The following is a 12,948-nucleotide window of genomic DNA, read 5'->3' on the forward strand; positions in this document are numbered from 1 at the left end:
CTTTATACACTTTATGACAATTCCTTTTCAACTCTATTAATCATTTGAATATTCAAACTAAATCTGTTACGCTATTGCTAGATACATCATTCAACTTGCAATATGAAAAGAGAATTCTAATCAAACTACAAGGAGGAGAAATGTATGACTAAACATGATCATGGTTTAAAAGAAAAAGTAGAAGGTGCTATTGATAAAGTAAAAGGCGAAGTAAAAGAAGTTGTCGGGAAAGTAACTGACAATAAGAAATTACAAGCTGAAGGAAAATGGGATAAGGTAAAAGGCACTGCTAAAGATACTGTCAGTAATGTAAAAAAGAAAGTTAATGAATATAAAGAAAATAAATAAAAAAACGAAAATGTATGGTTGTGCAAGTAGTAAGTTACTAGATTTGAGAAAAGAGAAATTGCACCCATAAAAAATCATTATAAACGACAAATAGATGCCTCAAGGCATCTATTTGTCTATAAATAACTATTTTAATTACCCAACCCTTAAGCTTTTCCTTACTAACATTTTCTAACATAATGCCTTTGCTACAGTAAAGGCTTACTTTGTGAAATTTGGTTTTAGGTCACCTGTATAGGGTTCGTGCTCAACAAAGATTTTTATATCTTTTCCATTCGCATCTTTCCCCATTCTTGTATACGTAAATTTCGCTTTATTTAATTCTGTAAGTTCAAGAACTGCACCGTATTTATTATTTCCTAACGAAGCGTGGGCTCTTATTTTATTACTATGTACAACATCAAAGAAACCATAGTCTCCACGGCTTTCTCCTGTATTCACATTGAAAAACTCATATTTATTTGTATTTTCATCATATTTTGCTAGACTGATTAAGTTTGAATTGTATTTTGTTACATTATTACCTTGTTCGTCTAATACCACCGTTCCATTCCATAGTGTACTAGATAATATTTTATCTCCATCAACATCCGTAACTATTTTACCCGTCGAGCTCTCTAAATTTTTATCAGGTCGCGTGAAAGATAGCTCTTTTTCATGATAAGGAACATGTTCAACAAATACTTCTACATCGTTCCCTTTTGCATCTTTCCCCATTCTTTTATATGTAAATTTCTCCTTATCTAATTGCGTTAATTCAACAACTGCTTGATAATTTTGCGTCTCAGAAATTAGTACTCTTTTCTTTCCATCATTCGTTATAAAAAAGGTACCGCTATCATTACGACTCTCTCCTGTACTGGCATTAAAAAATTCATACCTTGCCGTTTTAGCATCATACTTTGCAAGCCCGATGAAATTTTGATTTTCTTTCGTTACATCATTATGATCTTTGTCATAGACTTTTGTCCCTTGCCAATTCGTTTCACCAAGTATGCTAGCTAATAGTTGCCCTTTTGTTTCTTGAGTTTGCTCAGTTTCTTGTATTGCATTGTATAAAAATTGTGCGTACTGTTCACGCGTCACATCCATATTTGGAGCAAAATTCCCTCCGCCTACTCCTTTTGCAATATTATTTGTTTGAACAGCACTAATTGCATTGCTTGCCCATGAGTTCGTTGAAACGTCATTAAAAGTATGATCACTCTTTGCCTTTAAATGAAAAGCATTTGTAAGAACCTGTGCCATTTCTGCACGCGTTAAGGAAGCCTTCGGTCTAAAGTTCCCATGCTCGTCACCCTTAAAAACGCCCATTTCTGTTAAAGACAAGATTTCCTTTATATAGCTTGTCGACTCTTTACTTATGTCCCCATATGGGTTCTCATAATTTTTGCCTTCTGCCAAATTAAAATAACGATATAGTAAAGCTGCAACTTGTTCACGTGTCACGTTATCTCCAAAACCAAATCTCCCATCATCATAGCCGAAAATGATTTTCTCACCTGTTAATTGCTGAATCGCCTCATATGCCCAGTGCCCCTTTGGAACATCTTTGAATACACCAGTATGATTCGTGTTTGGTGTAACTACTTCTGCTTTCACCTCTCCAGTCGTTTCACTTAATAGACTTCCACCTAAAACTGCTGATATGATACATGTTTTTAAAATTGTTTTATTCATAGCTTCCCAATCCCTTCCTTCATTTAACAAATAATTACACCGCTTTTCTTTCAAAAGAAGATTCTATATGCGCAATTTATGTTATAAATTTTGATTACAGCTAATGGAATACAAAGTGTTACAAATCCAAATTTCTTATTTGTAGTATCAATAGCTGCTATATATAGGAATTATAAATAGCAACTATAAATTGCCCATAAACAAATTATTAAAAAAAGATAAAATTAAGATTATATATTTTTAATCTCAATCTTTTTATAAAAAAACGTTCCTTTTGGCAAAAAGATGGCTTGAAATTAAATGTTCATTCCATTTTTTTGTTTATGCTATTATGATAAAAGAAAGAATATTTCGAAATAACAAACCTGAATTTGGGCAGAAATGAGGAAAAGAAATTGAATATTGAGCAACAATTATATGATGTGGTGAAACAGTTAATTGAACAAAGATATCCAAACGATTGGGGTGGAGCCGCAGCGATTCGTGTAGAAGATGGAACAATTTATACAAGTGTTGCTCCAGGCGTAATAAATGCTTCAACAGAACTTTGTATGGAAACAGGTGCAATTTTAGAAGCTCATAAATTTCAAAAGAAAGTTACACATTCTATTTGTCTTGCGAGAGAAAATGAGCATTCTGAATTAAAGGTACTCTCGCCTTGTGGTGTATGCCAAGAACGTTTATTTTATTGGGGACCAGAAGTACAGTGTGCGATTACAAATGCTAAACAAGATATTATTTTTAAACCTTTAAAAGAGTTGCAACCATATCATTGGACAGAAGCATATCATGATGAAATGGCAAAAGAATGGAGTACGAGATAGAGGAATAAGTTTCATTATTTTCCTGATGACAATAAAAAAATGTCACGGCCTTTTCCAAATAAAACATCGGAAAAGGCCGTGACATAACACTTATTTTATAATTGACGGAAGTTTACTTCCCTTCACTTTTTTCTAACACATACAAATCTTCTTCAATATTAGATAGTTTCTCTGTTACAAGCTTTCTAGCATCTCCAATTGCTTGATTGTATGCAAAAGGTCCTACTAATTTAATCATTTCTTCTATTAAACGTTCTGCTTGAAAACGCCCAATTTCATCTAAATCTTCTTCAACGAAAAATTGCTGAATTTGTGCTACAAGCTCTTCTTTTTTATCATTTGGTATTTTTATATTCATCATCATTTATTACTCCTCTATATGTAAGATAGTATGTTTCTTAACTCTACCATAGAAAAACGCTTTCCAGGACAACTTTTTGTAACGCCTTCTAGCTCCCTATGACCGAGTATATTTTCTTTCTTTATAGCAAACCGATTCATAAACATTTTACATAAAGAATATAATGCATTCATTTGTGCGGTAGTTGGATCATATTTATCAAAATTACCCGTCATACATATTCCAATTGTATCTCTATTATTATCTTTCGCATGCGCTCCAATATGTAAACCACGTCCTTCGACTACAGTTCCATCTGCTTCGATAAAATAATTATAACCAATCCCGCTCCACCCTCTTACTTTTTGATGAAATTCATGTGTTTTATACACATCCCATCCATCTTCGGATGTGTGGTGGATAATCAGTTTATTTACTTTTTCTAAAGGAACTAATTCATCTTGAAATGTTAAATTAACACATTTAATTTCCATTTGAACATCCTCCCTTAAAAATCAATCATCATCATTGTTTTATCATCTGGTCTTATTCTCTTTTCCCCTTCTAGTTCTTCAATAATTGCTACATATTCATTTATACTATTCTTTCTTATATATGCAACAGTTTGTTCGAGTGGCCAATCTGGGTGGAATAATCCGTCTGAACAAATAAAAATCCCGCTTACTTCATCTATATGTAATTCCCCATGCTGTAAATAATGAATCGCTTCTTTCATTCCATTTGCAACAGAATACCCCCCCTGCATATTTGCAAGATAACGATTATATTTTAACTGTTCCCGCACATCTTGAAAAACATGTTCTTCTGGTACAGATACCCCTTTTTTACGATCTTCTTCTCTTTTCTTTTTTGCTCGTTTACTAATTCCTTCGACCGTGTCTTTCGTTAATACTTGCATCGTTCCATTTTGAAGTATTGCAACAATCATACAGTCCCCTAATTGTGCATATTCAATTTTCTCACCAACTATTTGGACTGCCGCGATACATGTGCACCACAAATGCTCTTTCTTTCTCGTATCTACTCCATATGCTAACATTTTTCTTTGCAATGCTTCATTTGCTTTTGCAACTGCAACTTGTAAACTATGATTTTCGCGGAATGAATTAAAATAACTTGCAAATAAATGTGAAGCGATGTATGCTCCATTATGTCCCTTTTCATCACGAAACGGGACAAGTGGTGTTGCACCGTCACATACACCATAAATCTTTTTTTCTTCATTACAAAAATAAGAATCCTCACATTCTTGCTTCAACGGGCTTTTCTGTTGATATGTTTTTATCTTCACAACTGTATCCCCTTTCAAATGGTAAAATACTCAAATTCTTTTGATTAATCTAATTTTCCAAAATAAACTGTTTTTACCCAAAACTTTCAATATCATATATAATCTTGAAATAATATGAATTTTTCAGTGAAGGACGGGAAAGAGATGGTCAGATTTCTTGGTGTTATTATTGGTTCTATTATTATCGCGATTGCCTTTAATCTTTTCCTTATCCCCCACAAAATTTTAAGTAGTGGAATTGGCGGAATTGCTATTATTTTAGGGATTGTAACTCCTGTAAACACAGGTATTATTAACTTTGTATTAAACTTACCTATCCTTATTTTAGGATACATAGGTCTTGGAAAAAAAGTCATTTTTAACACGATTGTCTCTGTTATTGTATTATCTGTTGCATTATACTATGTTCCAGTGAAAGTCGTAGCAACAGATCCACTTTTATCCTCTATCTTTGGTGGTGTTATTGCCGGAGCTGGTATCGGTCTTGTTTTTAACTGTAATGGATCAACTGGTGGATTTGATATTATCGGTATGTTGTTGTCTCGCAAAAGAGATATTAAACTTGGCGGATTCCTTATTGTTTTAAATGCAGTCGTTGTAATCATTGCAGGATTCTTCTTCACTTGGGATGTTGCTCTTACAAGCTTACTTTCGATTTATGTAACTGGTAAAGTTATTGATGCTATTCATACGAAACATCGGAAGGTTACACTTATGATTGTAACAAATGAAGCAGAAAAAATGAAAAAACAACTTCTTTCAACTGTTGTACGTGGCATTACATTACTTGATGGCGAAGGTGCTTATTCTAGCGAAAAGAAACGTGTACTTATGACAGTCGTTTCTCGTGAAGAATTAGCAAGTATGAAATTAACAATTTCTGAAATTGACCCTCATGCATTCGTTAACATTACAGAAACAGTTGAAGTATTAGGATTGTTTAGAAAAGGTTAAAAAACTAGGTGGATTTCCACCTAGTTTTTATTTTCCATAAATTCAATTCGATTTCCGAACGGATCTGACACATAAAATCGAATTACATCTGGTCGTGCATGATCATCTATTACTTCAATGCCTTGCTGTATTAACGCTTGTTTAAATTCATCTATTTTTAAAACATAAAAAGCTGGATGCGCCTTTTTAGCTGGATTGAAGTTTTGCTCAACTCCGATATGAATCTCTTGATTTCCACACTTAAACCAGCACCCACCGCGCTTCTTTAATTCCTCTGGCTTTTGGATTTCCTCCATACCAATTTTATTACTATAAAACTCTCGTGCTTCTTCTTCACACCCTACAGGCGCGGCTACTTGTACATGATCGATACCTTGAATATAATTTCTCATTTTCTCTCCCCCTCTTCTACCCTAATGTTATAAGGAAAACCTACTCCTGTAACTTACAAATGATTTATAAAACAATATAAGCTCCCCTTATTACCACCCTATACGCACTTTTCAAAAATAAAGAAAACAAAATTTATTATATAACTTCCATTTTTTATAGAAATACACATTACATCTATATTATAGTTATGAATAGACAAATCTTTTTAGATGCTATTTGTACGGAGGAACTATTATGAGTCGTAAAAAATATTCATCAACTCAAAGAAAACGTCATCCGAACATTTCTAGACGTTTACGGAACCATATACAAGATTGTTCATTAACAGAAATGTACGCATCTCTGTTCGAACACAACCCTGATGGTATTATTTCATTAAATTTAGAGGGAATTATTATACACACTAACCCTTCTGCCGAAAGAATACTAGGTTACACTTCTTCAGAATTAGAGCGAAAAAGCATTACCTCGATTTTAGAAGCTCATATTTCTGAGCAAGTATTACAAAATATAAAGAATACGGAAGCGGATAATCAACAAGAGTATATTTTATCTATTTATCATAAAGATGGATTCTTATTAGATGTCGTGACAAAACTAGTTCCTATTTTTGTCCAAAATCGTCTAACTGGCGTATATGCCATTATGAAGCCTCTTGAAAAATCAGAAAGAATTGAGAAAAAGCTGAAAGAAAGTGAGAAGAGATTACGCACATTAGTAAACTCCATGCCTGCGTTTGTTATATTTAAAGATCATGAAGGGCGCTGGCTTGAGGCAAATGACTACGCACTTTCTTGCTTCAATTTCCATCATGTACCTTACCACGGAAAAAAAGATAGTGAACTCATTCAATATAATGAAGCGTACCGAGAAGCTTTTTTACATTGTGAAGAAGTCGATGAATTAGCATGGCAACAAAGACAAATTCTTCATGGTGAAGAATTTATTATTCATAGAGATGATTTCGACCTAATCTTAAGTATATCGAAAGTTCCTCTCTATCACCCTGACGGCTCCCGTAAAGGTCTTATCGTAATGGGAAGAGATATTACTGAGCTAAAGGAAACGGAAAAGTTATTACGAAAATCTGAAAAGCTCGCAGTAGTCGGACAACTGACAGCTGGAATTGCTCATGAAATTCGAAATCCACTCACTTCTCTAAAAGGTTTTCTAACATTGCTACTCCCTGAAATAAATGAGGAGCAGAAGTGGTATATCGATGTTATGTTAAGTGAAATTTCACAGATGGAATCTATCACGAGTCAATTTATGGCGATGTCTAAACCACAAGTATTAGCAATCCAAACTTGTAACATACAAACTTTAATTGAAGAGGTAGTTACATTTATTTTACCAACCGCAATTATGCATAGCGTTCATATCATTATGGATCATTTTGATTACGTATATGACATTCAATGTGACGGTAACCAATTAAAACAAGTTTTTATAAATATATTAAAAAATGCGATTGAAGCAATGCCAAATGGCGGAAATATTTTCATCCAAACAAAACCATTAGAGGGTAATTTCATCTTAATACGGATCATCGATGAAGGTTGCGGTATCCCAGAAGATCGTATCTCCCGTTTAGGCGAACCGTTTTATAGTTTAAAAGAAAAAGGCACAGGGCTAGGATTAATGATGTGTTACAAAATAATTGAAGAACATCATGGTAAATTACACATTTCAAGTGAATTAAATAAAGGTACGGTCGTTGATATTCACCTACCACTTTCTTCACCTCACCTTGCAATCCAGTCTTAAATAATAAAAGAAGCATCTGCTAACGATTAGCAGATGCTTCTTTTATTATTTATACTTATAGAACTGTTTTTCCATACCATTCTTTTGCTTTTTCTACTTCACCCATCGTTAATTGATGTCCTCTATTTTCCCAATGCATTGTTACATTAGCGTTTGCATTTTCTAATAGTAGCTTCAATTCCTCTGACTCAGAAGATGAACAAATTGGATCATTTGTCCCAGCAGCAATAAACACGGATTTCCCAGCTAAATTAGGCAATTGTGTTCCTCTTCTAGGCACCATTGGGTGATGAAGCACAGCACCTTTTAACGCATTTTCGTAGTGGAATAATAAGCTTGCCGCAATGTTTGCTCCATTTGAATAACCGATAGCTACAATGTTGTTTCTATCAAATTCATATGTTTTGGCAGCTTCGTCTAAAAACTCATTTAATTCCTTCGTACGGAAAATAAGATCCTCTTCATCAAAAATACCTTCTGCTAATCGACGGAAGAAACGTGGCATCCCATTCTCTAATACATTTCCACGGACACTTAATACTGAAGCTTCCGGATCAATTATTTCTGCAAGTGGTAATAAATCTAATTCATTACCTCCTGTACCATGAAGTAATAGCAATACTGGTTTTGACGTATCTTTTCCTTTTTGAAAAACATGTTTCATCATAATCCTTTTCCCCTTTCAATCACTTTAATCTAAATTTCTCACTTCAAATGGTAAAAGCGTTTGTTCAATCTGTTTTCTATGTTTTTCATATTGTTCCGGTAACTTTAATTCCTCACCCATCGTCTCTAACGATTCATCATGAGCGAAACCAGGGGGATCTGTTGCAATTTCAAATAAAATTTCACCGTGTTCTCTAAAATAAATTGCGTTAAAATAATTTCGATCTTGTACAGGAGTTACGTGGTATCCAAAACGGGACACATGCTCTTTCCAGTCTAGCTGATCAGCATCGTCACTCGCTCTCCAAGCAATATGATGCACTGTACCAACGCCCATTTGGCCACGACCAATTGTCGATAATCTCAAATCAATAATATTTCCAATATTAGCAGAAGAACGGAATCGAACAAATTCGCCCTCTTCCCCAATTTTCTCAAGACCCATAACGTGCTCTAACAGTTCGGCTGTTTTTTGAGGCTGCGTTGATAAAAGAACTGCACCACCAAATCCTTTAATTGCTACTTCTGGCGTAACTTCTCCAAAAGTCCAATTATTTAATTCACCTTCTTCTCTTTCTACTAATTCTATATGCAAACCATGTGGATCATCAAATTCTAAGTACTGTTCTCCAAATCGAGTCATTTTTGTATACGAAATATCGAATTTTTCTAATCTATTTTCCCAAAACTCCATTGCCCCTTTTGGTACAACATAAGAAGTGATTCCTACTTGACCGTCACCAATAACTCCTTGACGAGCACCTGCCCATGGGAAAAACGTAATAATTGTTCCCGGTTTTCCTCCTTCATTACCAAAATAAAGATGGTACGTACCTGGATCATCAAAATTCACTGTTTGTTTCACTAAACGTAAACCTAACACACCAGCGTAAAAATCTACATTTTCTTGTGGGTGTCCTACAATTGCTGTAATGTGATGTATACCCATTGTTTTCTTTTCCATTTCGTCCACTCCTTTTTTATTCCATTATAAAAATTGCTTTACATTAAAATTCATTATTCATTTTGTCCATACTGACTAGTAAAATCCGTCATGATAATTTTATCTCGAATTCGAGATATTAATTATAAAATTACACATTAACTTCCAGTTTATCAATTTATCTCAAATTCGAGATAATTATTAAAAAAATATTTAATCCATTTGAAACCTTTATTAAAATTACAAATTAACTTGAACTCAAACTTATTATAAGCTACTTACTTTTAGTTGTCAATAAGTTCCTTATTTTCATTTTAAATAAAAAGAGAGTAAACGCCAGTTTCGTTTACTCTCTTCGCTAATCATTTCGTTTCTTCTTCCAGCACTGCTTCCATCTCATTAAATTCACGATGAATCGCTTTAACTGGTTCTTTCGTTAATAAACTTATAACAATCACAGCTAATAAGCTACAGAAGAATCCAGGTACCATCTCATACATAGTCGCTTTTAAACTTGGAATTTGTACCCAAGTAATTACAACTACTGCACCAACAATCATCCCAGCAAGAACGCCCCATTTGTTTGTTCTTTTCCAATATAAGCTTAATAAAATGGCAGGTCCGAATGCTGAACCAAATCCTGCCCAAGCATATCCAACAAGCGTTAAAATTGTATCACTCGGATGATACGCTAAAACAACTGCAATCATCGCTACTACTAAAACTGACAGTCTACCGATAAATACAAGTTCTTTATCACTTGCGTTACGACGGAAAAATGTTTTATAGAAATCTTCCGTTACTGCACTTGAAATAACAAGTAATTGCGAGGAAATACTACTCATTATAGAAGCTAATATAGCTGACAATAAAAACCCGGTAATATACGGATGGAATAAAATGTTTGAGAATGTTACAAAGACCATTTCTGGGTCTTGTAATGTCCCATTATTTTTAGCATAATAGGCGATACCAACCAAGCCAGTAAGCATTGCACCTATAATGGAAATCGCCATCCAACCGATACCGATTCTACGAGAAGTTTTCAAATCTTTAATAGAGGTAATTGCCATAAAGCGGACAATAATATGTGGTTGACCAAAATATCCAAGACCCCATGCTAAAAAGGAAATAATACCAAGAATTGTGGTCCCTTTAAACATATCTAAATGCGATGCATCAACTTGCTTAATCGTATTGAATGTTTCTGTTACACCACCGACATCTGTAAAAGCAACAATTGGTACTAATACGAGAGCAATAAACATAATACACCCTTGCACAAAGTCGGTCCAACTTACTGCTAAAAAACCACCGAATAGTGTATAAGCAACTACGACACCAACAGTTACAAATAAACCAATTTTATAATCAAGGTTGAAAGAATTTTCAAACAAACGTCCACCTGATACTAAACCAGCCGACGCATAAAATGTGAAAAATACTAAAATGACGATAGCGGAGACAAAACGAAGTATTTTCGTACGATCTTTAAATCGATTCTCTAAAAAGTCTGGAATCGTAATTGAATCATTAGCCACTTCTGTATACGTTCGCAAACGCGGGGCAAGAATTAAATAGTTTACATAAGCACCTATTAATAAGCCTATCGCAATCCACACACTTGATAACCCTGTCGCATACATCGCACCAGGTAATCCCATTAGCATCCAACCACTCATGTCAGAAGCACCAGCTGATAAAGCTGTAACTGCTGGACCGAGTCCCCTTCCGCCTAACATATAATCTGATAAATCGGATGTCTTCTTATAAGACCAATAACCGATATACAACATACCTGCCATATAAATAGCAAGCGAAACCATAATCTCAATCTTCACCAAATCTCTCCCTTAGTTACATAAGCCATTCAAAATTTCGAAAAATGACTTTTTCTATTTTCTTGTTTTCGCTTATGGTTCCCTACCTTAACAAACATTTTTTGTTCTTTCAAGTGAACAGGTGTTTTTTACTGCATGTGAAAACCTTCATAAACGCCTTTATCCCAGTGGATTACCCGGTTTTTAAAAGAAATTAAAGTAAAAATATTCAGAAAATAAAATACCTATTTTTTTAATAAAAATAAGCCATACAAATGTATGACTTTTAATCTATTAAACATAGCTTACTTCTATTTACTAGTAGGAAACAATTCTGAGAGAGGAACTATCCGCCCCATCTCATCTTTAAATACAATATGATCTCTCTTTAAATGACGCGGACTCTTTACTCCCGCTGCTGCTGCAAGTGAGAACAAACTATATCTCATACTTATTATATAATTCATGACTCGCCACTTCTTCTCATACGGATCTAGTGCTTTTTGATAGTGCGGATTCGTCGTGGCAACACCAGATGGACATTGGCCAGAATTACATTGAAGCGCCATAATACAACCGCTTGCCATCATAAAACCACGTGCCGAGTTTACAGCATCTGCACCAATCGCTAAAGCAATTGCCACTTTATCTGGTGTAATTAATTTCCCCGAGGCAAACACTTTGAATTTATCACGAACACCATACTGATTCGCTGTATCAATACATGTCAGTAACGCTGGAATAAGCGGCATCCCCATACTATCTGCCATCGATTTATATGTTGCTCCTGATCCACCTTCTGAACCGTCAATTGTAATAAAATCCGGATAGATATTTAACTCTTTCATCGTTTTAAATAAATCTTCCAACGGCTCCTGCTGTCCAATTACAATTTTCATACCGATTGGTTTCCCGCCAGTTTCTTGCAAACGCTGAATAAAATAAAGTGTATCTGCCGCATTGTTCAAAAATGAAAATCGATTCGGAGAATTAATCGTCTCTCCTACTCGTACATTCCGAACAGAAGCAATTTTCTCATTTACTTTTTGCCCCTCTAAATGACCACCACGTATTTTCGCACCTTGCCCAAATTTCAATTCAAATGCTTTAATATTACTTTCTTTCACTTTCTCCATAAATTTCTCTATTGAAAAATTCCCGTCCTCATCACGGTATCCAAATAGTCCTGGACCAATTTGCGCAACGATATTCGCCCCTGTATGTAAATGTTCTGGAATAACGCCACCTTCACCAGTATTAATCCACGATCCGCCTGCCATTTTCGCTCCAAAGCCGCTCGCTAAAATATAATTTTCGCCAATCGCACCGTAAGAAGTTGCTGATGCCCCAAACATGCCATACAGTTTCCACGGATATTTACGATTTTCGCCGACGATAATTGCATCGTCTTCTTCGTATAACCAAAGATTCGTTGTATCCGCTGTCAATTTTTCTCTCCGTGAAAATAATCCTTCTTTATGAATCACATACTTTTTCCCTTCACGTTCTTGCGTTACGTTCACACTTAATTCTTCTGTTAATACCGGAAACAACGTATTAGCAATATAATAACCAGATGCTTCAAAATCTCGTTTCGACCCAAAACCAAGTATTTCAGAGCGATACTTCGCTAAAAACATAACACTTTGAAAATCGTAACGTGAAAAAGGTTTTCCATCTGTATCGTGATCAAACCAATATTGTCGGAATTCCGGCCCTATCTTTTCCAGTAAGTAACGCATTCTTCCTAAGTATGGATGTAATTTTAAAATAGAATGATGCGTCCGTTTTTTTATAAAAAATGTGATAATAAAAAAGACGATTAAAAGCAACATTAATAATAGTAATATACTAATAATAACGAGTAGCGTTTCACTCATCTCGCTTCCCCCTATAAAATT

At 34.7% G+C, this 12,948-nt stretch carries 13 protein-coding genes; 4 read left to right on the forward strand and 9 right to left on the reverse strand.

Going from position 1 to position 12,948, the window contains the following annotated elements; all coding sequences use genetic code 11:
• Window positions 1–144 precede the first annotated feature (144 nt).
• A complete protein-coding gene (locus MR147_RS12510; protein ID WP_074609063.1) occupies window positions 145–348 on the forward strand; it encodes a CsbD family protein in 204 nt (67 codons plus the stop codon).
• A 201-nt stretch (window positions 349–549) separates the two neighbouring features.
• Here MR147_RS12510 and MR147_RS12515 read toward each other — a convergent pair whose 3' ends face one another.
• Window positions 550–2,028: a DUF4822 domain-containing protein gene (locus MR147_RS12515; protein WP_139302842.1), complete on the reverse strand. Its 1,479-nt coding sequence runs from the start codon at window positions 2,026–2,028 to the stop codon at window positions 550–552.
• Between the two features lie 395 nt (window positions 2,029–2,423).
• Between MR147_RS12515 and MR147_RS12520 the strand changes: the two genes are divergently transcribed.
• Complete coding sequence (locus MR147_RS12520; protein WP_001019674.1) at window positions 2,424–2,852, forward strand: cytidine deaminase; 429 nt, start codon at window positions 2,424–2,426, stop codon at window positions 2,850–2,852.
• A gap of 112 nt (window positions 2,853–2,964) precedes the next feature.
• Here MR147_RS12520 and MR147_RS12525 read toward each other — a convergent pair whose 3' ends face one another.
• Genes MR147_RS12525 through MR147_RS12535 form a run of 3 tightly spaced genes read right to left on the reverse strand, consistent with a single transcriptional unit; the run spans window position 2,965 to window position 4,522 of the window.
• Entirely contained in the window at window positions 2,965–3,216 is a 252-nt protein-coding gene (locus MR147_RS12525) for a DUF2164 domain-containing protein (protein ID WP_001983516.1), read from the reverse strand.
• A gap of 11 nt (window positions 3,217–3,227) precedes the next feature.
• Window positions 3,228–3,686 (reverse strand): peptidoglycan recognition protein family protein, encoded by a 459-nt coding sequence (locus tag MR147_RS12530; protein ID WP_000402965.1) that lies wholly within the window; start codon window positions 3,684–3,686, stop codon window positions 3,228–3,230.
• A 14-nt stretch (window positions 3,687–3,700) separates the two neighbouring features.
• Window positions 3,701–4,522: a protein phosphatase 2C domain-containing protein gene (locus MR147_RS12535; RefSeq protein WP_139302841.1), complete on the reverse strand. Its 822-nt coding sequence runs from the start codon at window positions 4,520–4,522 to the stop codon at window positions 3,701–3,703.
• Between the two features lie 126 nt (window positions 4,523–4,648).
• Between MR147_RS12535 and MR147_RS12540 the strand changes: the two genes are divergently transcribed.
• Window positions 4,649–5,458 (forward strand): YitT family protein, encoded by an 810-nt coding sequence (locus MR147_RS12540; protein WP_000251338.1) that lies wholly within the window; start codon window positions 4,649–4,651, stop codon window positions 5,456–5,458.
• 20 nt (window positions 5,459–5,478) lie between these two features.
• Here MR147_RS12540 and MR147_RS12545 read toward each other — a convergent pair whose 3' ends face one another.
• A complete protein-coding gene (locus tag MR147_RS12545) occupies window positions 5,479–5,850 on the reverse strand; it encodes a VOC family protein (protein WP_074609058.1) in 372 nt (123 codons plus the stop codon).
• 235 nt (window positions 5,851–6,085) lie between these two features.
• Here MR147_RS12545 and MR147_RS12550 point away from each other — a divergent pair, with 235 nt between their 5' ends.
• Window positions 6,086–7,618 carry a BA3702 family sensor histidine kinase gene (locus MR147_RS12550; protein ID WP_000087685.1) on the forward strand — a complete coding sequence of 511 codons (1,533 nt, stop codon included), beginning with the start codon at window positions 6,086–6,088 and terminating at the stop codon, window positions 7,616–7,618.
• A gap of 55 nt (window positions 7,619–7,673) precedes the next feature.
• Here MR147_RS12550 and MR147_RS12555 read toward each other — a convergent pair whose 3' ends face one another.
• The 4 genes from MR147_RS12555 to MR147_RS12570 all read right to left on the reverse strand — a co-directional run bounded on the left by MR147_RS12555 (window position 7,674) and on the right by MR147_RS12570 (window position 12,927).
• A complete protein-coding gene (locus MR147_RS12555; RefSeq protein ID WP_061131655.1) occupies window positions 7,674–8,285 on the reverse strand; it encodes an alpha/beta hydrolase in 612 nt (203 codons plus the stop codon).
• Between the two features lie 24 nt (window positions 8,286–8,309).
• The gene (locus tag MR147_RS12560; protein ID WP_074606665.1) at window positions 8,310–9,248 is read right to left on the reverse strand and encodes a ring-cleaving dioxygenase; all 939 of its coding nucleotides are present in this window, start codon (window positions 9,246–9,248) and stop codon (window positions 8,310–8,312) included.
• Between the two features lie 341 nt (window positions 9,249–9,589).
• On the reverse strand, window positions 9,590–11,068 hold the full coding sequence (putP, locus tag MR147_RS12565; protein ID WP_139302714.1) for a sodium/proline symporter PutP: 1,479 nt from the start codon (window positions 11,066–11,068) through the stop codon (window positions 9,590–9,592).
• 290 nt (window positions 11,069–11,358) lie between these two features.
• Complete coding sequence (locus tag MR147_RS12570; RefSeq protein ID WP_074606669.1) at window positions 11,359–12,927, reverse strand: FMN-binding glutamate synthase family protein; 1,569 nt, start codon at window positions 12,925–12,927, stop codon at window positions 11,359–11,361.
• Window positions 12,928–12,948: the final 21 nt, after the last annotated feature.

The organism is Bacillus cereus group sp. BfR-BA-01350 (assembly GCF_022663775.1).
Lineage (GTDB): Bacteria > Bacillota > Bacilli > Bacillales > Bacillaceae_G > Bacillus_A > Bacillus_A paranthracis.

Coding starts and splice junctions, on each gene's coding strand:
- MR147_RS12545 (WP_074609058.1), bottom strand. CDS start 5,850: ATGAGAAATTATATTCAAGGTATCGATCATGTACAAGTAGCCGCGCCT.
- MR147_RS12515 (WP_139302842.1), bottom strand. CDS start 2,028: ATGAATAAAACAATTTTAAAAACATGTATCATATCAGCAGTTTTAGGT.
- MR147_RS12525 (WP_001983516.1), bottom strand. CDS start 3,216: ATGATGATGAATATAAAAATACCAAATGATAAAAAAGAAGAGCTTGTA.
- MR147_RS12530 (WP_000402965.1), bottom strand. CDS start 3,686: ATGGAAATTAAATGTGTTAATTTAACATTTCAAGATGAATTAGTTCCT.
- MR147_RS12540 (WP_000251338.1), top strand. CDS start 4,649: ATGGTCAGATTTCTTGGTGTTATTATTGGTTCTATTATTATCGCGATT.
- MR147_RS12570 (WP_074606669.1), bottom strand. CDS start 12,927: ATGAGTGAAACGCTACTCGTTATTATTAGTATATTACTATTATTAATG.
- MR147_RS12555 (WP_061131655.1), bottom strand. CDS start 8,285: ATGATGAAACATGTTTTTCAAAAAGGAAAAGATACGTCAAAACCAGTA.
- MR147_RS12550 (WP_000087685.1), top strand. CDS start 6,086: ATGAGTCGTAAAAAATATTCATCAACTCAAAGAAAACGTCATCCGAAC.
- MR147_RS12510 (WP_074609063.1), top strand. CDS start 145: ATGACTAAACATGATCATGGTTTAAAAGAAAAAGTAGAAGGTGCTATT.
- MR147_RS12560 (WP_074606665.1), bottom strand. CDS start 9,248: ATGGAAAAGAAAACAATGGGTATACATCACATTACAGCAATTGTAGGA.